This window comes from Nonomuraea sp. NPDC003560, assembly GCF_042878785.1.
GTDB lineage: Bacteria > Actinomycetota > Actinomycetes > Streptosporangiales > Streptosporangiaceae > Nonomuraea.
The window spans coordinates 560,760-583,638 of the sequence record NZ_JBIAOF010000003.1 but is presented as its reverse complement, the minus strand read 5'-3'; the positions used below and the strand labels follow the sequence as shown (position 1 = coordinate 583,638).

At 72.8% G+C, this 22,879-nt stretch carries 24 protein-coding genes; 14 read left to right on the top strand and 10 right to left on the bottom strand.

Features of this window, described 5'->3' with window-relative positions:
* The first annotated feature begins 14 nt into the window (after positions 1-14).
* From ACFYUV_RS13605 to ACFYUV_RS13580, 6 genes are all read left to right on the top strand, one after another.
* Positions 15-998, top strand: a complete 984-nt coding sequence (locus ACFYUV_RS13605; protein ID WP_387668504.1) for an ABC transporter substrate-binding protein — start codon at positions 15-17, stop codon at positions 996-998.
* Positions 995-1,459 (top strand): GNAT family N-acetyltransferase, encoded by a 465-nt coding sequence (locus ACFYUV_RS13600; protein ID WP_387668502.1) that lies wholly within the window; start codon positions 995-997, stop codon positions 1,457-1,459. Before ACFYUV_RS13605 ends, ACFYUV_RS13600 begins: the two co-directional genes overlap by 4 nt.
* Before the next feature lie 83 nt (positions 1,460-1,542).
* The gene (locus tag ACFYUV_RS13595) at positions 1,543-2,607 is read left to right on the top strand and encodes an ABC transporter substrate-binding protein (protein ID WP_387668500.1); all 1,065 of its coding nucleotides are present in this window, start codon (positions 1,543-1,545) and stop codon (positions 2,605-2,607) included.
* Between the two features lie 12 nt (positions 2,608-2,619).
* Positions 2,620-3,426, top strand: coding sequence for an ABC transporter ATP-binding protein (locus ACFYUV_RS13590; RefSeq protein WP_358283036.1), 807 nt, complete (start codon positions 2,620-2,622; stop codon positions 3,424-3,426).
* Positions 3,423-4,286, top strand: coding sequence for an ABC transporter permease (locus ACFYUV_RS13585; protein WP_387668497.1), 864 nt, complete (start codon positions 3,423-3,425; stop codon positions 4,284-4,286). The genes ACFYUV_RS13590 and ACFYUV_RS13585 overlap by 4 nt, the downstream gene beginning before the upstream one ends.
* Positions 4,287-4,299: 13 nt before the next feature.
* The gene (locus tag ACFYUV_RS13580) at positions 4,300-4,710 is read left to right on the top strand and encodes an Rrf2 family transcriptional regulator (protein ID WP_358283040.1); all 411 of its coding nucleotides are present in this window, start codon (positions 4,300-4,302) and stop codon (positions 4,708-4,710) included.
* Positions 4,711-4,719: 9 nt separating this feature from the next.
* On the opposite strand, the gene ACFYUV_RS13575 is transcribed toward ACFYUV_RS13580, so the two are convergent.
* Both ACFYUV_RS13575 and ACFYUV_RS13570 read right to left on the bottom strand, forming a co-directional pair.
* Positions 4,720-5,367, bottom strand: a complete 648-nt coding sequence (locus ACFYUV_RS13575) for a response regulator (RefSeq protein WP_387668494.1) — start codon at positions 5,365-5,367, stop codon at positions 4,720-4,722.
* Positions 5,364-6,500 carry a sensor histidine kinase gene (locus tag ACFYUV_RS13570; protein WP_387668490.1) on the bottom strand — a complete coding sequence of 379 codons (1,137 nt, stop codon included), beginning with the start codon at positions 6,498-6,500 and terminating at the stop codon, positions 5,364-5,366. Before ACFYUV_RS13570 ends, ACFYUV_RS13575 begins: the two co-directional genes overlap by 4 nt.
* Before the next feature lie 179 nt (positions 6,501-6,679).
* Between ACFYUV_RS13570 and ACFYUV_RS13565 the strand changes: the two genes are divergently transcribed.
* From ACFYUV_RS13565 to ACFYUV_RS13555, 3 genes are all read left to right on the top strand, one after another.
* On the top strand, positions 6,680-7,726 hold the full coding sequence (locus ACFYUV_RS13565) for a DUF418 domain-containing protein (protein ID WP_387668488.1): 1,047 nt from the start codon (positions 6,680-6,682) through the stop codon (positions 7,724-7,726).
* An 81-nt stretch (positions 7,727-7,807) separates the two neighbouring features.
* The gene (locus ACFYUV_RS13560) at positions 7,808-8,317 is read left to right on the top strand and encodes a SigE family RNA polymerase sigma factor (protein ID WP_352349556.1); all 510 of its coding nucleotides are present in this window, start codon (positions 7,808-7,810) and stop codon (positions 8,315-8,317) included.
* Complete coding sequence (locus ACFYUV_RS13555; protein WP_387668486.1) at positions 8,314-9,438, top strand: hypothetical protein; 1,125 nt, start codon at positions 8,314-8,316, stop codon at positions 9,436-9,438. The genes ACFYUV_RS13560 and ACFYUV_RS13555 overlap by 4 nt, the downstream gene beginning before the upstream one ends.
* On the opposite strand, the gene ACFYUV_RS13550 is transcribed toward ACFYUV_RS13555, so the two are convergent.
* The 4 genes from ACFYUV_RS13550 to ACFYUV_RS13535 are packed head-to-tail and all read right to left on the bottom strand — an operon-like array spanning position 9,433 to position 13,349.
* The gene (locus ACFYUV_RS13550) at positions 9,433-10,275 is read right to left on the bottom strand and encodes a TIM barrel protein (protein WP_387668483.1); all 843 of its coding nucleotides are present in this window, start codon (positions 10,273-10,275) and stop codon (positions 9,433-9,435) included. The genes ACFYUV_RS13555 and ACFYUV_RS13550 overlap by 6 nt on opposite strands.
* 5 nt (positions 10,276-10,280) lie before the next feature.
* Positions 10,281-11,117, bottom strand: a complete 837-nt coding sequence (locus tag ACFYUV_RS13545) for a carbohydrate ABC transporter permease (protein WP_358283051.1) — start codon at positions 11,115-11,117, stop codon at positions 10,281-10,283.
* Complete coding sequence (locus tag ACFYUV_RS13540) at positions 11,111-11,998, bottom strand: sugar ABC transporter permease (protein ID WP_358283053.1); 888 nt, start codon at positions 11,996-11,998, stop codon at positions 11,111-11,113. Before ACFYUV_RS13540 ends, ACFYUV_RS13545 begins: the two co-directional genes overlap by 7 nt.
* A gap of 28 nt (positions 11,999-12,026) precedes the next feature.
* A complete protein-coding gene (locus ACFYUV_RS13535; RefSeq protein ID WP_387668478.1) occupies positions 12,027-13,349 on the bottom strand; it encodes an ABC transporter substrate-binding protein in 1,323 nt (440 codons plus the stop codon).
* Between the two features lie 286 nt (positions 13,350-13,635).
* On the opposite strand from ACFYUV_RS13535, the gene ACFYUV_RS13530 reads away from it, so the two are divergent.
* The 3 genes from ACFYUV_RS13530 to ACFYUV_RS13520 all read left to right on the top strand — a co-directional run bounded on the left by ACFYUV_RS13530 (position 13,636) and on the right by ACFYUV_RS13520 (position 16,731).
* Positions 13,636-14,637 carry an SIS domain-containing protein gene (locus tag ACFYUV_RS13530; RefSeq protein ID WP_358283057.1) on the top strand — a complete coding sequence of 334 codons (1,002 nt, stop codon included), beginning with the start codon at positions 13,636-13,638 and terminating at the stop codon, positions 14,635-14,637.
* An 89-nt stretch (positions 14,638-14,726) separates the two neighbouring features.
* Complete coding sequence (locus ACFYUV_RS13525; protein WP_387668475.1) at positions 14,727-15,599, top strand: PfkB family carbohydrate kinase; 873 nt, start codon at positions 14,727-14,729, stop codon at positions 15,597-15,599.
* Positions 15,600-15,642: 43 nt separating this feature from the next.
* Complete coding sequence (locus ACFYUV_RS13520; protein ID WP_387668472.1) at positions 15,643-16,731, top strand: LacI family DNA-binding transcriptional regulator; 1,089 nt, start codon at positions 15,643-15,645, stop codon at positions 16,729-16,731.
* 15 nt (positions 16,732-16,746) lie between these two features.
* Here ACFYUV_RS13520 and ACFYUV_RS13515 read toward each other — a convergent pair whose 3' ends face one another.
* Both ACFYUV_RS13515 and ACFYUV_RS13510 read right to left on the bottom strand, forming a co-directional pair.
* Positions 16,747-17,034: a DUF3040 domain-containing protein gene (locus ACFYUV_RS13515; protein ID WP_357970689.1), complete on the bottom strand. Its 288-nt coding sequence runs from the start codon at positions 17,032-17,034 to the stop codon at positions 16,747-16,749.
* Between the two features lie 360 nt (positions 17,035-17,394).
* Positions 17,395-18,003, bottom strand: a complete 609-nt coding sequence (locus ACFYUV_RS13510) for a Dps family protein (protein ID WP_387668468.1) — start codon at positions 18,001-18,003, stop codon at positions 17,395-17,397.
* Between the two features lie 184 nt (positions 18,004-18,187).
* On the opposite strand from ACFYUV_RS13510, the gene ACFYUV_RS13505 reads away from it, so the two are divergent.
* The gene (locus tag ACFYUV_RS13505; RefSeq protein WP_352349578.1) at positions 18,188-18,322 is read left to right on the top strand and encodes a hypothetical protein; all 135 of its coding nucleotides are present in this window, start codon (positions 18,188-18,190) and stop codon (positions 18,320-18,322) included.
* 96 nt (positions 18,323-18,418) lie between these two features.
* Here ACFYUV_RS13505 and ACFYUV_RS13500 read toward each other — a convergent pair whose 3' ends face one another.
* Together ACFYUV_RS13500 and ACFYUV_RS13495 are read right to left on the bottom strand one after the other, a co-directional pair.
* Positions 18,419-18,859 carry a PPC domain-containing DNA-binding protein gene (locus ACFYUV_RS13500; protein WP_387668465.1) on the bottom strand — a complete coding sequence of 147 codons (441 nt, stop codon included), beginning with the start codon at positions 18,857-18,859 and terminating at the stop codon, positions 18,419-18,421.
* A 37-nt stretch (positions 18,860-18,896) separates the two neighbouring features.
* A complete protein-coding gene (locus ACFYUV_RS13495; protein WP_387668463.1) occupies positions 18,897-19,436 on the bottom strand; it encodes a hypothetical protein in 540 nt (179 codons plus the stop codon).
* A 98-nt stretch (positions 19,437-19,534) separates the two neighbouring features.
* Here ACFYUV_RS13495 and ACFYUV_RS13490 point away from each other — a divergent pair, with 98 nt between their 5' ends.
* Entirely contained in the window at positions 19,535-22,879 is a 3,345-nt protein-coding gene (locus ACFYUV_RS13490; RefSeq protein ID WP_387668460.1) for a WD40 repeat domain-containing serine/threonine-protein kinase, read from the top strand.

Here is a 22,879-nt window from a genome sequence, read left to right as displayed (position 1 = left end):
CACAAGGAACCCCCATGCGTCTCACCGCCGTGCCCGCACTCCTGCTGATCGTCTCCACCACCGTCACCGCCTGCGCGGCCGAACCCGCGCTCGTCCAAAGAGCCGGCGAGGGAGCCGGCGCCGACGGCGCGGTCGCCGGCCGCGCCGTCGACACCGGCCCCGACCAGAAGCGGGTGCGCACCGGCAAGGTCGCGAGCATCGCCGCCCGGGTGCCCGCCGCGATCGCCCGGGACGGGCGGCTCACCGTCGGCTTCAGCGTTCAGAGCTCGCCGCCGCTGGTCTTCCCGGCCAGCGACAACGTCACGCCGATCGGCGTGGAGACCGACCTGGCCCAGCTCGTGGCGGACGTGCTCGGCCTGGAGCTGGAGCCGGAGAGCTCCTCCTGGGAGAACCTGTTCCTGGGCGCCAGATCCGGCAAGTACGAGGCCGTGTTCAACAACGTCACCGTCACCGAGGAGCGCAAGGACGTCTACGACTTCGCGACGTACCGGATCGACCAGCTCGCCTGGCAGGTTCCCGGCTCCAGCCCGATCAAAAGGATCTCCGGGCCCGCCGACGTGGCCGGGCTGCGCGTCTCGGTCGGCTCGGGCACCAACCAGGAGAAGATCCTGCTCGACTGGGACGCCCAGAACCGGAAGGCCGGCCGGAAACCGGTCGAGATCCTCTACTACCAGAAGTACGGCGACGTGCTGCTCGCCCTGAAGTCGGGGCGTGTGCAGGCGTACTTCGGCCCGAACCCGACCATCGCCTACAACGTCGCGGTCAGCGGCGGCTCCAGGATCGTGGGCACCGCCTCGGGCGCCGGGCCGGGCCTGCAGGGGCTCATCGCGGCGATGACGAAGAAGGGCGACGGCCTGGTCGGGCCGGTGCACGACGCGCTGGCCACGGTGATCGGGAACGGGACGTACCGGCAGGTGCTCGACCGGTGGGGGCTGGGCAACGAGGCGGTCGCCGAGTCCAGGGTCAACCCGCCGGGCCTGCCGAGGCAGAGCGGTTGAGCGCGCCCGCCTTCGAGGTCCGCCTGGTCGCGCCGGACGATCCCGCCGTCCGGCCGCTGCTGGCGGACCTCGCGCTGGAGTACACCAGCCGGTACGGCGCCAACGACGAGCTGAACCGGTACCCGGCCGAGGAGTTCGCGCCGCCGGACGGGGCCTTCCTCGTCCTGGTGGTGGGCGGCGAGACCGTGGCGGGCGGGGCCTTCCGCCGCTACGACGCCGACACGGCCGAGCTGAAGCGGGTGTGGACGCATCCCGGCCACCGCAGGCGCGGCCTGGGCGCGGTCGTCGTACGGGAGCTGGAACGCGAGGCCGCCCGCCGCGGCTACCTGCGCGTTCACCTGACCACCGGCCCCCGTCAGCCCGAGGCCGTCGCCCTGTACCTGGCCGGCGGCTACACCCCGCGCTTCGACCCGGACGACCGTCCCAAGCGCGGCCCGCTGCCTTTCGTGAAGAGTCTGTGACCCAGAGTGGGATTGACGAGCGCCCTCCCTTGCTCCTATAAACACTCTAAAGCCACTAAATAAGTGGGAAATAGGGAGAAGAGATGAACGCTCGCAGGGTTCGCGTAACGGTGGCCACCCTGGCCGCCCTGGCGCTCACGACCATGGCGGCCGCCTGTGGGGGCAGCGGCAGCCCTGCGGACAGCGGCGCGAAGAGCGGGGGAGCCGGCGCCACGCAGGTGCGTCTGGGCTTCTTCCCCAACATCACCCACGCCACCGCGCTGGTCGGCGTGGAGAAGGGCATCTACGCCAAGCACCTCGGCACCGCGCCCAGGACCAGCACGTTCAACGCCGGGCCGGCCGCGATCGAGGCCGTGTTCTCCGGCGCCATCGACGCCACCTACGTCGGCCCCAACCCGGCCATCAACGCCTGGTCGAAGTCGAAGGGCCAGGCCATCAAGATCGTCGCCGGCGCGGCGTCCGGCGGCGTGTTCCTCGTGGTCAAGCCCGGGATCAACTCGGTGGAGGACCTCAAGGGCAAGAAGATCGCCACCCCGCAGCTCGGCAACACCCAGGACGTCGCGCTGCGCTACTGGCTGACCGAGAAGGGCATCAAGACCGACACCAAGGGCGGCGGCGAGGTCTCGATCGTGCCCCAGGAGAACTCCCAGACCATCCAGACCTTCGCCACCGGCGACATCGACGGCGCCTGGGTGCCCGAGCCGTTCGCCAGCCGCCTGATCAAGGAGAGCGGCGGCAAGGTGCTGGTCGACGAGCGCGACCTGTGGCCGAACAAGCAGTTCGTGATCACCCACCTGATCGTCCGCCAGGAGTGGGCCAAGGAGCACCCCGACCTGCTCAAGAAGCTGATCGAGGCGCACGTCGAGGCCAACGACGTCATCGCCAAGGACCCGGCCGGCGCCGCGCAGACCGCCAACGCCGCCCTGCAGAAGCTGACCGGCAAGGCGCTCAAGCCCGAGGTGCTGGACAGCGCGTTCAAGAACATCACCTTCACCAACGACCCGATCGCCTCGTCGCTGGTGGGCAGCGCCGAGCACGCGACCAAGGTCGGCCTCCTCGACCCGGTCGACCTGAACGGCATCTACGACCTCAAGGTCCTCAACGAGGTCCTCGCCGCCAAGGGCCAGCAGGCCATCTCCGACAAGTAGGAGGCGCACGCGATGTCCGCTCCGCTCACGGAGCAGGTCACCGGCCGGGTCGACGGGCAGAGCCCCGCGATCCGGCTGGAGGCCGTCTCCAAGCTCTACGGTCAGGGCCGGACGGCCCTGCAAGCCCTCGACCAGGTCTCGCTGTCGGTGGCGCCCGGCGAGTTCGTCTGCCTGCTCGGCGCGTCCGGCTGCGGCAAGAGCACGCTGCTGTCGCTGGTCGCCGGGCTCGACCGGCCCACGGCCGGCCGGATCGACGTGGACGACGCCCGCGTCGCGCTCATGTTCCAGGAACCCGCGCTGTTCCCCTGGCTGACCGTCTCGGCCAACGTCGAGATGGCGCTGCGCGCCAAGGGCGTGAGCAAGCGGGAACGCCGGGACCGGGCCGCCGAGTTCCTCGACATCGTCCACCTCAGCGGGTTCGGCAGGAAGCGGCCGCACGAGCTGTCCGGCGGCATGCGCCAGCGCGTCGCCCTGGCCAGGGCCCTCGCCCAGGACGCCGACGTGCTGCTGATGGACGAGCCCTTCGGCGCCCTGGACGCCATGACCCGCGACCTGCTGCACGACGAGCTCGAACGCATCTGGCGGGAACGCGCCCTGTCGGTCCTGTTCGTCACCCACAACGTGCGCGAGGCCGTCCGGCTCGGCGACCGGGTCGTGCTGCTGTCCAGCAGGCCGGGGCGGGTGGTCGAGGACTTCCCCGTCGCGCTGCCGCGGCCCCGCCGTACCGACTCGGGCGAGGTGGCCGAGCTGGCGGGGGAGATCACCGGCCGCCTCCGCCAGGAGGTCCTGCGCCACGCCCGTCAGGAGGAGCCCGCATGACGACGACGGACACCCACGCCCAGCAGCTCGCCGGGCTCGACGCGCTGGAGCTGGGCACCGGCCACCGCGCCGGCCTGGCCTCCCGGCTGTGGGCGGGGCTGTGGCCGATCGCCTCGGCCGTGCTCATCGTGCTGGCCGTCTGGCAGGCCGTGGTGTGGGCGGGCTGGTGGCCCGAGTACGTCTTCGCCGGGCCGGTCACCACGCTCGCCGAGCTCGGGCACCGGCTCGGCGACCCCGAGTTCTACACCGCGCTGACGGTCACCATGCGCCGCGCGGTCACCGGGTTCGCCCTGGCGATCGCCGTCGGGCTGGTCGTCGGCGCGCTGGTCTCGCGGATCGGGCCGCTGCGCCGCGCCACGGGCTCGCTGATCACCGGGCTCCAGACGATGCCGTCCATCGCCTGGTTCCCGCTGGCCATCCTGCTGTTCGGGCTGTCGGAGAGCGCGATCCTGTTCGTGGTGGTGCTGGGCGCGGCGCCGTCCATCGCCAACGGCCTGATCACCGGGGTGGACTACACGCCGCCGATCCTGCTGCGCGCCGGGCACATGCTCGGCTTCCGCCGGATCGCGCTCTACCGGCACGTCATCCTGCCGGCCTCGCTGCCGTCGTTCCTGGCCGGGCTCAAGCAGGGCTGGGCGTTCGCCTGGCGCTCGCTGATGGCCGGTGAGCTGCTGGTCATCATCGCCAACCAGGCCTCGCTGGGCGAGCAGCTCCACTACGCCCGCGAACTGGCCGACTCGCCCGGCCTGCTCGCCACCATGATCGTCATCCTGGTCATCGGCATCGTGGTGGACCGCGTCTTCGGCCTGGCGGACGACGCGCTGCGCCGCCGCTGGGGCCTGCACCAGGTGAGCGCCTGAGCAGTAGACGGTCATGCGGATCTCCGCCAGAACCCAGTACGCCCTGCGCGCCGCGGCCGAGCTGGCCGCAGCGCCGCCGGGCCCCATGCCCGCCGAGAAGATCGCCACGGCCCAGGGCATCCCCCGCAAGTTCCTCGACAACATCCTGCTGCAGCTGCGCCGGGCGGGCCTGCTGCACAGCCAGCGCGGCCCCGAGGGCGGCTACTGGCTGGCCAGGCCCGCCGGCGAGATCACCCTCGCCGACATCGTGCTGATCGTCGAAGGCGTCTCCGAGGGCGGCGACCACGGCGGCTATCCCGGTGTGGCCAGCCCGCTCGCCGAGGTGTGGAGCGCGCTGCGCGACCACGAGGAGATGATGCTGGCCGACATCACGCTGGCCGACATCGCCCGCGCGAGCGTGCGGCTGGGCGACGAGTCGCGCTGAGGGACGTCCCTAGCCCGCGACCCCGTTCTCCCAGGCCCACGCGATGATCTCGACCCGGTTGCGTATGCCCAGCTTGTCGAGGATGGCGGAGATGTGGCCCTTCACGGTGCTCAGCGAGATGTGCAGGGCGGCGGCGATCTCCCGGTTGCTGCGTCCGGCGGCCACGGCGCGCACCACGTCGGTCTCCCGCTCCGACAGCGGGTGCACCGCTCCCGTCGCGCGCGGCGCCCGCCTGGCCAGGCGGCCCAGCAGGCGCGGCGTGATCGACGGCGAGATCAGGGCGTCCCCGGTGCTGGCCGCCCGTACGGCCTCGGCGAGCAGGGCCGGGCCGGCGTCCTTCAGCACGAACCCGGCCGCGCCGCAGCGCAGCGCGTCGTAGACGTACTCGTCCAGGTCGAAGGTGGTGACCACGACCACCGGCAGCGGGTCGGGCACGCCGGCGCCGGCCAGGGCGCGGGTGACCGCGATGCCGTCCATGCCGGGCATGAGGATGTCCACCAGGCAGACGTCGGGGCGTACCCGCCGGGCCAGCTCCACGGCCTCCGCGCCGTCCCGGGCCTCGGCCACCACGCGGATGTCGGGCTGGTCCTCCAGGATCAGCCGCAGGCCCCGGCGGACCATCGCCTGGTCGTCGGCCAGCAGCACGCCGATCGTCATCGCCGTCCCCCTAGTGGCAGGGTCGCGTGGACCGTCCAGCCGCCCTCCGGCCGGGGGCCCGCGCGCAGGGTGCCGTCGAGGGCCTCGACGCGTTCGCGCATGCCGAGCAGGCCGTAGCCGCCGCGGCTCCGGGACGGCGGCGCGGGCGGCGCGTCGTCGGCGACCTCGACCACGACCGCGCCGTCCCGCCCGGTGACCGTGACCTCGACGGTGACCGCGCGGGCCGCGTGGCGGGCGACGTTCGTCAGCGACTCCTGGACGATCCGGTAGACGGTGCTGTTCACCTCCGGCGGCCAGCTCTCGGCCTCGCCGGGGACGCGCAGGGTCACGGGCGGGCCGTCGAAGCCGCCGACCAGGTCGGTGAGCCGGCCGGGCGGGCCGGGCACGTCGTCGGCGGCATCGCGCAGCAGGCCCACGACGCGGCGCAGCGCGGCCAGGGCTCCGGCGCCGGCGTCCTCGATGTCCTCCAGCGACTCCTCCAGCGGGCCCGACCCCCTGCGGGCCAGCAGCCGGGCCGCCTGGGCCTGCAGGACGATGCCGGTCAGGTGGTGCGCGGCCACGTCGTGCAGCTCCCTGGCCAGCCTGCGGCGCTCGTCGTGCCGGACGCGATCGGCGGCCGACAGGCGGCGCGCCGACAGCAGCCGCAGACCGCCGCCGACGCCCAGGGCGGCCAGCCACCAGGCCACGTTGAGCCCCACCGTGGCCCCGTTGTGCGCGCCGGGCACGCTCGCCGCGGCGACCGCGAGCCCACCGGCCGCGACGGCGCAGGCGGCCCGTACGGGAAGCGTCCTGACCGCCGACCCGACCAGCACGGACAGGCCCAGCGCCATGGCCGGTCCCGGCTCGTTCGGCAGCCCGGCCCACGCGGCGACCAGGACGGCCACGGCCGCCACCGCCAGCCCGCCCGCGGCCGTCCACGCCGGGGCCAGGCGGCGCGCCAGGGCCAGCGCGCACACCGCCGCCCCCGCCGCGCAGTCGAACACCCAGTAGCCGCCGCCCCAGCTGCCGGCGATCAGGCCGGCCCAGAAGACCAGCACGGCCACGGCCGCCACCGCCAGCGCGGCCTGCGCCGTCACGGCCGCGGCCCGCCGCCCGAAGGGCCAGGCGAGCTCCGGCCGGTTCCGCACGTTCACGCACCCAGGCTAGGGAGGCGGGCCCGCCCGGCACACCGGCCGAAAGTACGGTCGCCGCGCGCACTCCAGGCCAGGGAGGCCGGTCCGCCCCGCACACCGGCCGAAAGTACGGTCGCCGCGGCCCGAACCCTGCTTTGGACCCTCCCCGCGCCCCGCCGCCCGCCGCAGGATGAGGCTTCATGCCCCATGACGACCCGCGGCCCGCCCGCGCCCTGCCCCAGGACACCACACCCCGCACCACACCCCCGGCCGCCCCCGGGCGGTCGCGCATCATCGCGCTCGACGTCGTGCGCGGCTTCGCCCTGTGCGGGATCCTGCTGGCCAACGTCCAGCCGATCTCGCACGTCGGCACCGACCCGGTCACCGCGCAGCAGGCGACGCTCGACGACACCGCCCGCTGGCTGGGCCTGCTCGTCGAGCAGCGCTTCTTCCCGATCTTCTCGCTGCTGTTCGGCGTCGGCTTCTCGCTGCTGCTCGACTCCGCCGCCGCCCGCGTGCCCCATCCGCGGGCGTTGCTGCTGCGCAGGCTCCTCCTGCTGGCCTGCATGGGCCTGGCGCACATGTTCCTGCTGTGGCGCGGCGACATCCTGACCATCTACGCGGTCGTCGGCCTGGTGGTACTGCTGCCCTCGACATGGTTGCCGCGCTGGGCCGTGGCCGGGCTCGCCGCCGTGCTCGTCGTCGCGGCGCTGGTCGTCTTCGGGGGCGGCACGATGCTGGTGCCCGGCCTGTTCCTGCTGGGCTCGGCCCTCACCAGGTACGGCGTGATCGACCGGATCGAGAGCTCCACCCGCGTCCCGGCGCTGCTGGCCCTGGGGCTCGCAGCGGCCACCGTCCCGGCGCTCATGTGGCAGGCCGCGAGCACGGGCGTCCCCCTGCCGATGGCCGCGTCCGGGCTGCTCATGGCCGGTCTGTACGTGTGCGTCCTGCTCGTCCTGCTCAGGACCCCGCTGCGCCCGGTGTTGCGGGCCGTCTTCGCCCCGCTGGGCCGCATGGCGCTGACCAACTACCTGAGCGCCACCGCCCTGGTCCTGGTCCTCGGCAAGCTGGCCGGCGGCCCGCCGGAGGGCTGGACGCTGACCACGATCGTGGGGATCGCCGCCGTCATCCTGGCTCTGCAGTGGGTGTGGTCCACCCTCTGGCTGCGCCGGTACCGCTTCGGCCCGCTGGAATGGTTGTGGCGCTGGGCCACCTGGGGCCGCCGTCCCGACCGGCGGGCCCGGTGAGGCCGTAGAGAATTCTGCGACGAACCTGCAACCCTCCGCCCGGCCGGCCGCGTTGGGAACGGGCGAAGGGAGATCACCACATTGGACGCTCACGACGGCTTCCGCGAGTTCGTCATCGCCCGGCAACAGGCGCTGATGCGGACCGCCTACCTGCTCGTGGGCGACCCTCACCAGGCCGAGGACCTGCTCCAAAGCGTGCTGGTCAAGGTCGTCCGGCACTGGCACAAGCTGGCGCGGGACGGCAACCCGGAGGCGTACACGCGTAAGGCGCTGGTCAACCAGTACATCTCGTGGCGGCGCCGGCCGAACCCCGAGCTGCCCAGCGCCGACCCGCCCGAGCGCGCGGTCACCTACGACGACGACGCGCTCGACCGGATCGTGCTGCGCCAGGCGCTGGACAAGCTGACGCGCAAGCAGCGCGCGGTGATCGTCCTGCGCTTCTGGGAGGACCTCACCGAGGCCCAGACCGCCGACGCGCTCGGCTGCGCGGTCGGCACGGTGAAGAGCCAGACCCATCACGCGCTGGCGCGCCTGCGCGCGCTGGCCCCCGACCTCGTGGACTCGCGAACCCCTCAGGAGGCGGCCCGATGACCAGACTGCGTGACGCGCTGAACGGCATCGCCGAGGAGGCGCCCCCGGTGAACCTGGCCGACCTCGCGGTGGCGGGGTACCGGCGCAGACGCCGCGCCTCGGCGACGCTGGCGGCCGCCGCGACGATCGCGGTGCTGGCCGGGGTGACGGCGGCCGTGCTGGTGGCCGGGCCGCGACGGGTGCCCGCCGCCGCGCCGCAGGCCGCGGCCGCGGCCGTGCCCGTCCTGCCCGAGGGGAAGGTGGGGACGCTCAGCCACGCCTACCGGCAGAGCTGCCTGCCTCCCAAGGGGAAGAGCGCGCCGCCCGGCTGCCTGGACGGCGAATGGCGGGTGGTCACCGCCGACGGCAGGACGTACCGGGTGCCCCAGGCGCTCGCGAGGACCGCCAGGAACGACCGCGTGCCCGTCGCCCTCAGCCGCGACGGGCGCATGTTCGCCTACTACGACGAAGACGCGGGGGCGCACGTCGTCCGGGACATGGTGACCGGCGCGGAGACGGTCTCCGCCGCGAAGGTGGCGGAGGAACGTCTCGGCACGGGCTCCATGCTGGTGCTCTCCGACGACGGCCGCCACCTGGCGTTCGACCCGCGCGAGGGCACCAAGGACCCCGGCCTGCTGATCGACGTGCGGACCGGCGGGACGGTGTCCGTCCCCGGCGTGTACGAGCCGGTCGCCATCAAGGACGGCGCCGCCGAGCTGGTCCGCTACCGCAGGACCGACCTGCTGTTCATGCCGGTCACCGGCGGCGGCCGGCCGGTGCGCTTCGACGGCGTCTTCATCATGTTCAGCGAGCTCGCCCCGGACGGCCGCACGGTGGTCGCCTTCGAGTTCCCGCCCGGCAAGAAGGCCCAGCCCGAGTACGTCACCCGCAGGCTCACGGTGCTCGACACCAGGACCGGCCGCACCCTGCGGAAGGTCTCCGTGAAGGGCCTGCCGACGGGGGCGGGCATCCACGACGCCACGATCTGGCGGAGCCGGTCGGAGGTCACGCTCGCCGTCGAGGCCGGGAAGGACACCCGGGCCTACGCGGTGGACGTCCGCACCGGCAGGTCCAGGCTGGTGGCCAAGTACCCCGGCCAGGGCAGGGGGCTGGTCATGCCCGGAGCCGTCGGCGGGCTATGAGGCTCCCGGGAGCGCTGCCTGTACGGAGGCCAGGCAGCGCTCCACCACGGGACGCGGGTCGAAGGCGTAGTCCCCGGCCCCGAACAGCTCGAACGTCATCGCCCCCCGGTAGCCCCTGCGGTCCAGCGCGGCCAGGTACTCCGTGAGCGGCAGCTCGCCGTCACCCCAGGCCAGGTGCCCGGTGGGGGAGCCGTCGACCAGGTGCACGTGCCTGACCCGGTCGCCGAGGGCGTCGAAGTAGTCGTCCACGCCCTCCCCGGCCGCCGCCATGGCCACGGTGTCCAGCACCGCGCCCAGGTTCGGGGCGTCCACCTCGTCGATCATGCGGGCCAGCGTGGGCGCGTCGTTGACCAGGTTGGACTCCACCCGCTGCAACGCCTCCAGCACGCACGACACGCCGAGCGTGCCGGCGTAGGCGCAGATCTCGCCGATCGCGTCGGCCGAGCGCCGCCAGGCGGCGGCGACCGGCTCGTCCTCGAAGCCCCGGCCCGGGGTCAGCAGCAGCAGCTCGGCCCCCAGCTCGGCGGCCAGTTCGGCGGCCCGGCGGAACATCGCCACGCTCGCGGCCCGCAGCCGGCTGTCCGGCGAGGCCAGGTTGACGGGGTAGGCCACCTGCTCGGGCGTCAGGCAGCGGACGGTGAGCCCCCGCCCGGCGGCGCGCCGGCGGATCGCCCGCGCCTCCGCGTCGCTCAGCCACGGCACGTGCAGCTGCGGCGCGACGCCCCACAGCTCCAGGTGCTCGCGCCCGAGCGCGGCGGCGTCGTCGAGGAAACGGCCGAAGGGCAGGTGCTGGTAGGCGAAGTTCGAACCGGTGACCTGCCGCAGTGACAACGACATCAGACTCACTTCCCGACCCCGTCGGCGAGGCCCTTGACGATGTAGCGCTGGCCGAGGAAGAACAGCAGCACCACGGGCAGCGCCGCGATCACCATCCCGGCGAAGACGACGGGGAAGTCCGTGCCGTGCTTGCTCATCAGGCCGGTCAGGCCGACCGGCAGCGTCTGCACGCCGGCGCCGCTGGTGAAGACCATCGCGAACAGGTACTCGTTCCAGGCGAACAGGATGTGCAGCAGCACGGTCGAGGTGAGGATCGGCTTGCACATCGGCAGGATGATCCGCCAGAACGCGGTCCAGCGGCCGCACCCGTCCATCTCGGCGGCCTCGTCCACCTCGCGCGGCAGGTCGATCATGTACGCCCTGATGAGGAACGTCGTGAACGGGATCCGGAACGCGGTGTAGAGGATCAGCAGCGCCCAGAAGCTGTTGTACAACCCCATGGCCTGGAACATCTTGACCAGCGGCACGAGCGCCACGGTCGGCGCCAGCATGAGCCCGCCCAGGATGGCCATCGTGACGAACCGGTTGAACGGGATGTCCACCCGGGTCAGCCCGTAGGCCGCCCACGCGCTGACGAACACGGTGGCGACCGTGGAGGTGAGCGTGACCAGCACGCTCGTCGTCAGGTAGTCGCTCACCCCCCGGTTCCACGCCTTCTGGTAGCTCTCGAAGCTCCAGCTCGACGGCAGCGCGAACGGGTTGCCGAACAGCTCGCTGTTGGACTTGAACCCGTTGAGCACCATCCACAGCAGGGGATAGAGCACGACCACCGCGAGGCAGAGCAGGAACGCCCAGAGGAACACGCGCGCGATCACGCCGAGGAAGCCGCGGCGACTCACCATTCCACCCTTCTCTTACGGGTGACCCACATCTGTCCCACGGCGATGCCGAGCGTGATGACGAAGATCACCGTCGCGATGGCGGCGGCGTAGCCGAAGTTGTTGCGCACGAAGCCGCTGCGGTAGAGCCAGGTGCCCAGGACCTGGCTGGAGTTGTCTGGGCCGCCGCTGGTCATCACCATGACCTCGTTGAACACCTGGAAGGCGCCCGAGACGGTGACCATCATCATCAGCCCGGTCATCTCCCGCACGAGCGGCACGGTCACGTGGAAGAACCGCCGGACCGGGCCGGTGCCGTCGATGGCGGCGGCGCCGTAGATCTCGCGCGGGATGCGCTGGATCGCGACCGCGAACAGCAGCGTCGAGTAGCCGAAGCCCTGCCACTGGCTCATCGCGATGATCGCCGACATGGCGGTGCTCTCCTGGCCCAGCCACGCCTGGGCCAGGCCGTCCAGGCCGATCGCCCTGAGCAGGTGGTTGAGCGGGCCCAGGTTGGGCTCGTAGATGAAGTAGAAGAGCAGGCCGGCGACGGTCATCGAGATCGCCGACGGGATGAAGTACACCGCCCGCAGGCCGCGCTGCCACCGCTCACTGCGGACGCCCTCGATCAGCGCGGCCAGCAGCAGCGCGCCGAACACCTGGAAGACGATCGAGACCACCGCGTACAGGACGTTGTTGCCCAGCGAGGACCAGAAGACCGGGTCGTCGATCAGCTTGCGGTAGTTGTCGAGCCCGACGTACTCCTGGGTGCCGCGGTAGATGTCCCATTTGAGGGTGCTGAACTGGAAGTTCTGCACCAGCGGCAGGTAGACGAACACCACGACCAGCGCGAGCGCGGGAGCCACCCACGCCAGGCCGAGCGCCCGTTGACGTATGGCACGCACCGGCATGCTCTCCCTCCGGCCGCCCGGCCTACTTCGCCGACTCCGACGCCTCGCGGACGCTCGCCAGCACCTTGTCGGGGGTCGAGCCGCCGCTGATCAGCGCCTCGCCGCCGGCCAGCCAGGCGTCGGCGACCTCGGGCACGGTGACGGTGTCGAGCCACGCGGCCAGCCGCGGCGCCTTGTTGACCTGCTCCATGCCCTCGTAGACGGCCTTGCTGGAGGTCTCGGGGCTGACCGCGCCGACGACCGTGCTGGGCTGCCCGTACGGGGGCGCCGACAGGGTCTTGGCGTTCTGCGTGGAGGTCACGAACTTCATGAAGTCGACGGCCAGCGCGGCCCGCGGCGACCTGGCGTTGATCAGGTAACCCTCGGGAGCGCCCTCGATGGTCTTGGGGTCGCCGGCCGCGTTCTGGGGGGCGGGGAGCTGGAAGATGCCGAAGTCGTCCGGCTTGAGGCCGTTCTTGTCGGTGGCGTTGTCGAACTCCAGGACCTCCTGGTAGTACATGGCCGCCTTGCCGTCGTGGAAGGCCTGCTGCGCCGAGCTGTAGAGCACGCCGTTGGTGCCCTTGCCGGTGTCGGTGCAGGTGTCGACCAGGGTCTTGAACCGGTTGAGCGCGGTCACGTAACCCGGGTTGTCGAGCTTGGCCGTCTTCGGGGTGAAGTCGGCCTGCAGGACGTCGGCCGGCACGTCGTAGGCGAAGAGCTGCTGGAGGTAGTGCAGGGCGGGCCAGCCGTCCTTGTTGCCGAAGGCGATCGGCTCGTAGCCCGCCTTGCGCAGCGCCGCGCAGCTCCCGACCAGCTCCTCGAACGTGCCGGGCACCTTGACGCCGGCCTTGTCGAAGGCGGTCTTGTTGTAGCCCATGAACTTGCCGTTGCCGTACAGCGGGATGCCGTAGTACTTGCCGTCGTAGGCGAAGGCCGACAGCGAGCCGGGGCTGAACGTCCTGCCCCACTCGGTGTCCGGGCCGATCACCTTGCTCAGGTCGGCGGCCCGCCCGCCGCGCACGAAGTTCTCCGCCCAGTTGCCGCTCCAGGTGAAGAAGACGTCCGGCAGCGCGTCGGAGGCGGTCAGCGTCTTGGTCTTGTCCTTGATGCTCTGGTCGGTCTCCTGGATGAGCTCGACCTTCACGCCCGGGTGCTGCTTCTGGTACGCCGCGGCCAGGTCCTCGAAGTACGGCTGCAGCGGCTCGCCGGCGAACTTGGTGAGGATGCTCAGCGTGCCGGAGAAGTCGGGCGTGGCGGACAGGTCGGCGGCGGGGGCCGTGGCCGCTCCGTCGCCGCCGCCGGAACAGCCGGCCAGGGCGAGCGTCCCGAGGAGCGCCGCGAACGACGTCATTGCGCGAGGGCGCATGGGCTTCCTTTCTCTCGGAGGGAGAGGGGGACCTGCCGGTCCGCGGTGGGGGTGTTGGCTGACTGTACAGATGAACTGATACCGGTACCAGACCGCGAAGCAAGATTTTCTTTTCGAGCGCCTGCCTGTGGGCTTTTTCCTGCGACGAAACAGCAGTAAGAAGCGGGTTCTCGCAGGTGGGGTGTTGACGCGCGGCCGGATCCTGTGTCAGCGTGACCTCCGCGTGATACCGGTATCAGGCCGCTGGACGCCGCCGGCCCGCAAGCTTTCCCGAAAGGACGCGAAGATGCTCGGATTCAACGAGCCGGAATTCCTGTCGCAGCTGGCCAGCACCGTGGCCCTGCGCCCCCAGATCGAGGAGCTCGTCGATCGGCTCGTGGACCAGGGGTTCGACACCCTCCTGCTCGTCGGCGCCGGCGGCACGTACGCCCAGATGTGGCCCTACGAGCACCTGGCCAGGCGCAGCTCGACGCTCGACGTGCGCGCCGCGATCGCGGCCGAGCTGGTCGTCTCGGGCGACGCCCGGCTCGGCGAGCGCACGGTCGCGATCTTCACCTCGGTCTCGGGCACCACCGAGGACAGCTTGCGCGCGATCGAGTACGTCAAGGACAAGGGCGCCTACACGGTCGGTTTCACCGGCTACCCCGACTCGCCGATCGCCAAGGCCGTGGACGCCGTGCTGGTGTCGGAGCCGAAGGCGTGGCCGTTCGACCAGCAGATGTTGCTGTTCATGGGCCGCCTGCTGTCCCGCCGCGGCGAGTTCGAGGGCTACGAGAAGCTGGCCGGCGAGCTGGCCGGGCTGCCCGGCGTGATGCTGGAGGTCGCCCGGCAGGCCGAGCCGGTGGCCGCCGCGTTCGCCGAGGCCCACAAGGACACCGACTACCACTTCCTCATCGGCGGCGGGAACCTGTGGGGATTCACCTACCTGTACTCGATGTGCATCCTTGAGGAGATGCAGTGGCTGCGCACCACCAGGGTGCACAGCGCCGAGTTCTTCCACGGCTCGCTGGAGCTGCTGGAGGAGGACACGAGCGTGCTGATCTTCCAGGGCGAGGACGAGACGCGCCCGCTCACCGACCGCGCCGAAGCCTTCGCCCGGCGCATCTCCAAGGACGTCACCGTCTTCGACACCCGCGACTACCCGCTCGACGGCATCAGCCCCGAGTTCCGCGGCCTGCTCGCGCCGCTCGTGCTCGACACGGTGCTGGGCCGGGTCAGCAAGCACCTGGAACGCGTCCGCGACCACTCGCTCGACCTGCGCCGCTACTACCGGGTCATGGACTACTAGGCCGCCGCCACCCCCGCTCCCGCTCCCGCCCGCCGGGACGGGAGCGGCCCCGGCCTGCCCATCCCGAACCCCCTCGGCACAGGAGAAACATGAGAGTCCTCGGCTTCGGCGACAACATCGTCGACCGGTTCGTCGATCGGGGCATCGACTATCCGGGCGGCAACAGCGTGAACGTCGCCGTCTACGCCGGCCGCCTCGGCGTCGAGGCCGCCTACCTCGGGGTCTTCGGCGACGACGACCTCGGCGGCTTCCTGCGCGAGGCCGTCGCCGCGCAGGGCGTCGCGGTCGACCGCTGCGTGGTGCGTCCCGGCGAGAGCGGCGTGTCGCGGCTGCGCGTGGACGACGGCGACCGGGTCTTCCTGGGCTGGAACGGCGGCGGCGTCACCGTGCGGGAGCCGCTGGCGCTGACCGGCGACCTGCTCGCCTACGCCGGCTCGTTCGACCTGGTGCACTCCAGCGTCTACTCCGGCAGCGAGGACGAGCTGCCCGGGCTGGCCGGTCTGCGGCCCCTGGTCAGCTTCGACCTGTCCAGCGAGGACGACTACCGCGCCCCCGCCTACCTGGACCGCGTCTGCCCGCACGCCGACCTGGTGCTCCTGTCCTGCTCCCACCTGGACGCGGCGGGCACCCGGGACCTGCTGGCCCGCGCCGTGGCGAGCGGCGCCCGCCTGGCCCTCGGCACCAGGGGCGTGGACGGCGCGATGGCCTACGACGGCCACGACCTGGTCGCCGCCCCCGCCCGGCTGGTCGAGGACCCGGGCAAGATCGTCGACACCATGGGCTGCGGGGACGCGTTCCTGGCCGGGTTCGCCGTCTCCCTGCTGCGCGACGGCTGGCGCAAGGGCGCCGCGCCCGGCCGCGGGGCGGTCCTGCGGGCGCTGCTGGCCGGCGCGGAGACCGCCTACGACCAGTGCTTCGTCGAAGGCGCCTTCGGCTTCGGCAGGCCCGCCCCGCGCGGCTAGCATGGGCGTGCCCGCGACCCCCCAGAAACGAGGAACCCGTTCGATGGCAGCCGACCGGAGCCAGTCGGGCCGGCCGACGATCTCGGAGGTGGCCGCCGAGGCCGGCGTCGGCCGCGCCACCGCGGCCCGCACCCTCGGCGGCTACGGCTATGTCAGCCCGGAGCTGCGCGAACGGGTGCTGGCGGCGGCCGAGAAGCTCGGCTACCGCACCAACGCCCTGGCCCGCAGCATGTCCACCGGGGTCAGCCACACGCTCGGCGTGATCCTCGCCGACATCGGCAACCCGTTCTTCGCGGGCGTCATGCGCGGCATCTCCGACGCCTCGCGCGCCCGCGGGTTCGACACGATCGTGCTGAGCACGTACGAGCGGCTCGACGAGGAGGTGGCGGCCACCGACGTGCTCATCGACAAGCGGGTCGACGGCGTCATCATCGCCTCGGCGGCCGTGGGGCGCGACGAGGTCAAGCACATCAGGGCGGCCATGGGCCGGGGCATCCCGATCGTGCTGGTCGACCGCGCGGTCGCGCCGCTCGACCTCGACACGGTCGTCATCGACAACCGCGGCGCGGCCCGCGAGGCGGTCGAGGTGATGATCGCGGCCGGCCACCGGCGCATCGGGTTCGTGTGGGGGCCGTCCTCGGTCGATCTGCCCGTGACCAGGCGGGCGCTGCTGGAGAAGGCCCGCAACGTGTGGACCGACGGCGAGCGCCTGCGCGGCTACCTCGACGCGCTCGACGACGCCCGCATCCCCTTCGATCCCGAGCTGGTCATGACCGGCCCGAAGACCGAGGAGTGGGCCACCCAGGAGGTGGCCCGCATGCTGGCGCTGCCCGACCGCACCACCGCCCTGTTCTGCACCGAGACCGACGCCGTGACCGGGGCGCTGCGGGCCGTGCGCGCCGCCGGGCTGTCCTACCCGGCCGACATCTCGCTCATCGGCTTCGACGACAGCGCCTGGGCGGCCGTCATGGACCCGCCGCTGACGATGATCGAGCAGCCGGTCCACCAGCTCGGCGCGAAGGCCGCCGAGGTGCTGCTCGACGTGCTCGACGGCGCCGAGCCGCGGCACGGCGTGCACACGCTGCGCTCGCGCCTGGTCACCCGCGCCTCGGTCGCCCCGCCGCCGTCCTGAGCGGGCGGCCGGCGGTCATGGATGGGTGACCTGCGGCGAGGTGGTCACCACCTCGCGGGTGGGGCGCGGCGCGGGCGGGGTGCGCGGACGGCCTGCCGCCACGAACACGACCGCCGACAGCAGCGTCATCGCGACCACGATGACCAGGATGAACGCCATCTCCCTGCGGGTCACCGGGCAGCGGCGGCGGCGGGCTGGTTTGGCGTTGAGCGCGTCGATGCGGCACGCGAAGTCGCGGTCCTGCCAGCGCAGATCCTGCTCGATCTCGGCCAGGATGCGGCGTTCGCGGTCCGACAGGCTCATGGCCGCCGCTCCCGTCCCGCGACGCCGTGGGCGGGGGCGGGCGGTGAGGTCAGCGGTTGGGTCATGTCGTTCTCCGTCGCTCCCGGTCAGAAGTAGCCCCCGTCAGGGCGGCCCGGTCGGGGCCGGCCCTGGTCAGAGGGCGTCCCGCTGGTGAGGCACGCCTTCGTGGCGGCGCGCTCTGGCGGGTCGCCGGCGGCCCCGAAGGCCCGCGATTCCTGGCGTACCCGGCGGTGCGGGCTCGATGCGGCGCCTTACTGCGCCCGGTATGAACCGTTACGTCCGGTGTGCGATGTCCGACTAAATCCAGACATTTCCTTCACCTGGCGTCGATTTCCGGCTTACCGGACATCGGGTGGCCGGTCAGCTGTCCGGCTTCTCCACCAGCGGGGTGTCCACCAGGTGCTCGATCAGGAACCAGGTCTGGAGCTCGTTCGTCCTGATGACGTCGGAAACCAGCAGGTCGTTGGTGCCGTCGTCGCCCATCTCCTGCGCCCGGGCGGCCGCGTCGTGGGCGGCCACGAGGATGGTCTCGTGCGCCTCGATCAGGCGCGAGAGCATGGCGGGCACCTCCTCGCAGCCGTTCGGCGGGCGCGGGATCACGGTGATCTCGGCCACGTGCCGGGGGTCGCCCACCGCGACGCCGCCGAGGGTCTGCACGCGCTCGGCCATCTCGTCCACCAGCGCGATCTGCTCCGAGGCGTGCTTGTCCAGCAGCAGGTGGAGCTGGTAGAAGGTCGGGCCGCGCATCAGCCAGTGGTGCTTCTTGTACAGGCTGTAGAGGATCTGGGTGTCGGCCAGGATCTGGTTGAGGCGCTGGCAGGAGTACTCGCGCGCGTCGCGGGAGAGGCCGAGCGGGAACATCCGCACGGTGCCGTACTCCTGGATCTCCACGCCGTTCACGTGCAGCCACGGCTGGCTGTCGGGCTTCGACCGGGTCGGCTTGGCGGAGCGTTTGGTGGGCACGTACATCTCCTCAGATAGTCGGAACAATCGCCCGGAAACCTCCCCTTCGGCGCGCCAAGCGCCCCCACGAGCCCGCACAAGAGCCGGTCAACATCCGGCGTCCGCGATCGTTTGCCCGCAGGTCAGAGGGGTAGCCGGAGCGATGGGCGCGGGGGAGCCCCGTGCCCGGTCCGCCGGGAGGGGGATGAGCATGCGACGCAAAGAGCCCGAGGACGAAGAGACGCCCGCGGCCGACCTCGAAGGCCCCGCAGGCGAGGAAGACTACGACGAGGAACGCGAGCGCTTCGAGCACATGAAGGAACTGAACCCGGACGACTTCGAGTGACCGCCGCCGCCCGGCGACCGGACGGGAGCGGGCCGGGCCGGCGACCGGGCGAGGACAGTGCAGGAGGAGAGGTCGGCGGCGGCGCAGGCCGTGGGGTCAGCGCAGGTCGATGAGGGCCAGGCCGGTGGCGGGGTCGTGGCGGCGCCGCAGGTAGCTGGGGGACTGCGTGACGATCACCTCCAGCGTCGGCCACACCTCACCGCCCAGCAGGTGGCCGCCGCGGGTCGTGCCGTCGGGCAGGCCCACGACCGCATGGGCGTGCAGGGTGGGCCGCACGTCGTCGTCGGGCATGGCGAAGTCGCCGATCAGGGAGAGCACCTCGGTCTGGCGGTCGACCGGGATCGGGTCGTAGCGGAGCGCCTCCGGGTCGAAGAAGCCCAGCGTGACCTGCCGGAACCCGCCGATGCCGGTCAGCCGGGCGGCGCGGACGCCGTTGTCGGCGGCCCACGCCGTCAGGCTCTCGACCACCTCGTCACCTGGGTCGAGGACCACCGCGTACGTCTGCTCCTCGACGGTGGAGAGCCGCTTGCTGCGCATGACGATCTCCTGCCCGCACGGCGCGCGGGCAACCCGGTCACTTCCAGACGGCCTTGGCCAGGATGTTCCCCAGCCCGGGGGTCTTCCACTGGTCGACGACCAGCACCTTCTCCTTGCGCAGGTACCAGATGCGCTGGGTGAAGGACACCGGGACCGGCTTGCTGGTCTTCGTCTGGCAGCCCAGCCGCCACTCGGTGAACCGGGCCCGGTGCCCCGCCCCCACCTGCACGGTCGCGGCGCGGGACGGACGGACGGGCGGGACGCCCTCGAAGTAGCGCCGGTCCGGGACGCACTCCACGACCCCGGTGCTGGGGTGGTACGGCTCGCCCGGCCGGTACGTGCCTCCCTCGGAGGCGTAGGAGATGGCCCGCGGCCCGCCGAGGGAGAAGCCGGGGCACTCCATCGCCCGCTTGGAACAGGCCCCGGTGACCACGTCGAGCCCGCCGACCGGGTCCTTCTTCACCTTCCAGGAGACCGGTATCTGGATGGTGAACCCCCGGAACGACACGGGTTTGGTGGCCTGCGCAGGCGTTCCGGTCAGGACGAGCGCCGCGCTGAGCGTCAAGGTCATGAGCACGGCGGCGATCCTAGGTCCTGACGCCGATGGAATGTCAAGCGCCGATGAACGGGAAAAATGACCGCAACTTTGCCGGCGATCACCGCATCCAACCAGCCGTGAACGCGTTGACCGCTGACGACCCGCAACGCCTGGGCGGCTACTGGCTCGCCGGACGGCTGGGCGCCGGCGGTCAGGGCGTCGTCTACGAGGCCTACGCCGAGGACGGCGCCCGGGTGGCGATCAAGGTGCTGCACGGCGACGAGGCCGGACGGCTGGCCAGGGAGGCCGAGGCGGCGCGGCGGGTCGCCTCGTTCTGCACCGCCCGCGTGCTCGCCGCCGAGCTGGACGGCCCGCGCCCCCACATCGTCAGCGAGTACGTCGCCGGGCCGAGCCTGCGCCAGGCGGTCGCCGCCGGACGCCGCTTCCTCGGCGGCGACCTGCACCGCCTGGCCACGGCGGTGGCGACGGCGCTCACCGCCATCCACGAGGCCGGCGTGGTGCACCGCGACCTCAAACCGGACAACGTGCTGCTCGGCCCGGACGGCCCGCGGGTCATCGACTTCGGCATCGCGCGCACCGCCGAGATGTCGCTGACCGCGACCGGCCTGGTGACCGGCACCCCGACGTACATGGCGCCCGAGGTGTTCGGCGGCCAGCGGGCCGGCGCGCCCGCGGACGTGTTCGCCTGGGGCTGCGTCGTGCTGTACGCGGCCACCGGCGCCGACCCGTTCGAGGCCGAGAGCCTGGGCGGGGTGATGCACCGGGTGTTGTCGGCCACGCCCGACCTGGCCGCGCTGCCCGACTCGCTGCGCCCGCTGGTGTCGGCGGCGCTGAGCAAGGAGCCCGGCCGGCGTCCCGAGGCCCGCCGGCTGCTGCTCGCGCTGGTCAGCGGGGACGGCGGGCTCGACACCGCGCGGCTGCTCGAACGCGGCCGACAGGCCGCCCACGTCGCCGGGACGGTCGCCGACCCGTCGCTCGGCACGCTGGCCGAGGACTCCTACACCCTGCTGTCCCCCGCGGAGCGGGAGCTGGCGCCCGAGGTGTTCCTGCGCCTGTTCACCGTGGACGGCATGGGCGAGCTGGCCACCCGGAAGGCCGCCCTGGACGAGCTGGTGGCCGGACGATCGGCGGCCGAGATCCCGGCGGTCACCAGGATCCTGGAGGTGTTCGCGTACCTGCTGGGCCGCGACGGCCACGAGGTCTGGCTGGCCCGTCCGGCCCTGCCGCACGCCTGGCCGCGGCTGCGCCGCTGGATCGAGGCCAACAGGGAGGGGCTGGCCGTCCACGGCCCGATCCTGGCCGCGGTCCGGCGCTGGGACGACGGCGGCCGCAGGGACGGCGGCCTGTTCCACGGCACGATGCTGGAGGAGGCCCTGAGCTGGGCGGCGACCGCCCGCCGCGACATCAGGCTGTCCCAGGCCGAGCGCGACTTCCTGGAGTCGTCGGCGCGGCTGGCCAAACGCCGGGCCCGCCGCGCCCGGCTGCTGACGTTGAGCCTGGCGGGGCTGCTGGTCGTCGCGCTGGTCGCGGGCGGCGTGGCCGTCCAGCAGAGCAGGCTCGCCGCCGCCCGCGCCGACGAGCTCCAGGACCGGCTGACGACGTCGGAGTCCACGCGCCTGGCCGCGCGCGCCGAGGCGACCAGGCGCAGCGATCCGGTGCTCGCCGGGCTGCTCGCCGTGGCCGCCTGGCGGCTGCGGCCCACGCCGCAGGCCAGGGCGGCGCTGACCGCCGCGCTCGCGCAGCGCGAGCGCGGCATGTTCCGCGACCCGGCCGCCGCCCGCAGCACCCTGCGGGCGCTGGGCGCCGACGGCCGCACCCTGCTCAGCGTCGGCCAGGACCAGGCGCGGCTCTGGGACGTGCGCACGGGCCGGCGCGTCACGCTGATCTCCGGCCTGGGCCTCGGCCGCGAGCGGGTGTCCGACATCGGGCTGTCCCCTTCAGGCCGCACGCTGGTCGCCGCCACCGGGCGCCGCGCCCGCGCCTGGGACGCCGGCACCGGCCGCCCGGTCGGCGACTGGCCGGTCCACCGGACCAGGGACCTGGTCGAGGGCTGGCAGGACGCCGTCCGCCGGCACGAGGGCCGCAAGGTGATCGTCAAGCCGGACGACAGCGAGCAGTGGGACGTCACCGACCCCGCCGCCCGGCGCGGCACGCTGAGCCCCGACGGCCGGTGGCTGGCCACGTCCGGCGACGGGACCCTGACCCTGAGGCAGACGGAGGAGGGCTGGACCGAGGAGGTCGGCGAGGGCACGGAAGGCGCCTGGAACAAGGGCGATCCCGTCTTCGACCACACGGGCCGGCTGCTGGCCACCGTCACCGACGCCACCGTCCAGCTCTGGCGGCTGCCCGACAGCCACCTGCTGAGCGCCGTCCCGGTGCGCGGGGACGTGGACGCCGGAACCCGCCCGGCCGCCGCCTTCGACGGCACGACCTTCCGCTACCTCGTCGGCGACCAGGTGTTCGCCGTGGACGTCGCCGACCTGGTGAACGAGCCGGTCGAGGGCCCGCCGTACGAGCGGGCCGACCTCGCCGAGGACGGGCTGCACCTCGTCGTGGACGGCGCGCTCCGCCAGGTCGGGGGCGGGACGTCCGGCCGCCTGCCCACCGCGCACGCGCTCGCCTTCAGCCGCGACGGCCGGAGCCTCGCGCTGCTGTCCGGCCACGACGTCAGCGTCCTGGACACCGCGACCAGGCAGCCTGCGGGCGGGTTCGCCGCCGGTGCCGGGCGGGCGCAGCCCGAGCTCGTCCGGTTCAGCCCGGACGGCGGCCGGCTCGCGCTCGTGCTCGACGCCCCCGGAACCGGCGAGGACGCGGTCGAGCTGTGGGACTGGCGGTCGCGCCGCCGCCTGTGGAGCACGCACCTGAGCCAGGTCGTGGACCTGGCGTTCGCGCCCGACGGCGGACGGCTGGCGGTGACCGGCCTGGACGTGCGCGTGTTGCGGGCGGCCGACGGCCGGGTCGCGGGCCCGCCGTTCAGCGTCTTCGGCAAGGACGTCCTGGGCTCCTGGGTGCGTTTCACCCACGCGGGGGACGGGCTGGTCGTGTTCGACTCGCGCGGCCGGCTGAGCATGTGGGACGCGGGCGGCCGGCGGCTGACCGAGGGGACCGAGGGCTTCTCCTTCCTCGGCACTCCGGCGTACTCGCCGGTCGAGGACCTCGTCGCGGTCAACGCGGGGCAGGGCCGCGTCCGCCTGATCGACCCCAGGACGGGCGGCGACCTCGGCCTGTCCGCCGACCCGGGCGGCGGACTCGACCGCGACGAGGGCGAGTTGCTGTCGATCGCCTTCGCCCCCGACGGCTCGCACGTCCTGACGGTGGACGCCGGCGGGACCGTCGGGCGCGTCCCGGCCGCCGCCGAGCTGGTGGCGAAGACGGTCTGCGCGCGCGTCGGGCGGGCGCTGACCGAGCGGGAGTGGCGGACGTACGTGCCCACGCTGCCCTACCGGCCCGTCTGCGGCTGA

Excerpts from the sequence above, each read along its gene's own strand:
- ACFYUV_RS13605 (WP_387668504.1), top strand. The coding sequence starts at position 15 with ATGCGTCTCACCGCCGTGCCCGCACTCCTGCTGATCGTCTCCACCACC.
- ACFYUV_RS13550 (WP_387668483.1), bottom strand. The coding sequence starts at position 10,275 with ATGTCGTTGTCACTGCGGCAGGTCACCGGTTCGAACTTCGCCTACCAG.
- ACFYUV_RS13520 (WP_387668472.1), top strand. The coding sequence starts at position 15,643 with ATGGCAGCCGACCGGAGCCAGTCGGGCCGGCCGACGATCTCGGAGGTG.
- ACFYUV_RS13565 (WP_387668488.1), top strand. The coding sequence starts at position 6,680 with ATGCCCCATGACGACCCGCGGCCCGCCCGCGCCCTGCCCCAGGACACC.
- ACFYUV_RS13555 (WP_387668486.1), top strand. The coding sequence starts at position 8,314 with ATGACCAGACTGCGTGACGCGCTGAACGGCATCGCCGAGGAGGCGCCC.
- ACFYUV_RS13585 (WP_387668497.1), top strand. The coding sequence starts at position 3,423 with ATGACGACGACGGACACCCACGCCCAGCAGCTCGCCGGGCTCGACGCG.
- ACFYUV_RS13500 (WP_387668465.1), bottom strand. The coding sequence starts at position 18,859 with ATGCGCAGCAAGCGGCTCTCCACCGTCGAGGAGCAGACGTACGCGGTG.
- ACFYUV_RS13505 (WP_352349578.1), top strand. The coding sequence starts at position 18,188 with ATGCGACGCAAAGAGCCCGAGGACGAAGAGACGCCCGCGGCCGACCTC.
- ACFYUV_RS13595 (WP_387668500.1), top strand. The coding sequence starts at position 1,543 with ATGAACGCTCGCAGGGTTCGCGTAACGGTGGCCACCCTGGCCGCCCTG.
- ACFYUV_RS13535 (WP_387668478.1), bottom strand. The coding sequence starts at position 13,349 with ATGCGCCCTCGCGCAATGACGTCGTTCGCGGCGCTCCTCGGGACGCTC.
- ACFYUV_RS13590 (WP_358283036.1), top strand. The coding sequence starts at position 2,620 with ATGTCCGCTCCGCTCACGGAGCAGGTCACCGGCCGGGTCGACGGGCAG.
- ACFYUV_RS13580 (WP_358283040.1), top strand. The coding sequence starts at position 4,300 with ATGCGGATCTCCGCCAGAACCCAGTACGCCCTGCGCGCCGCGGCCGAG.
- ACFYUV_RS13530 (WP_358283057.1), top strand. The coding sequence starts at position 13,636 with ATGCTCGGATTCAACGAGCCGGAATTCCTGTCGCAGCTGGCCAGCACC.
- ACFYUV_RS13545 (WP_358283051.1), bottom strand. The coding sequence starts at position 11,117 with ATGGTGAGTCGCCGCGGCTTCCTCGGCGTGATCGCGCGCGTGTTCCTC.
- ACFYUV_RS13525 (WP_387668475.1), top strand. The coding sequence starts at position 14,727 with ATGAGAGTCCTCGGCTTCGGCGACAACATCGTCGACCGGTTCGTCGAT.
- ACFYUV_RS13575 (WP_387668494.1), bottom strand. The coding sequence starts at position 5,367 with ATGACGATCGGCGTGCTGCTGGCCGACGACCAGGCGATGGTCCGCCGG.
- ACFYUV_RS13510 (WP_387668468.1), bottom strand. The coding sequence starts at position 18,003 with ATGTACGTGCCCACCAAACGCTCCGCCAAGCCGACCCGGTCGAAGCCC.
- ACFYUV_RS13515 (WP_357970689.1), bottom strand. The coding sequence starts at position 17,034 with ATGAGCCTGTCGGACCGCGAACGCCGCATCCTGGCCGAGATCGAGCAG.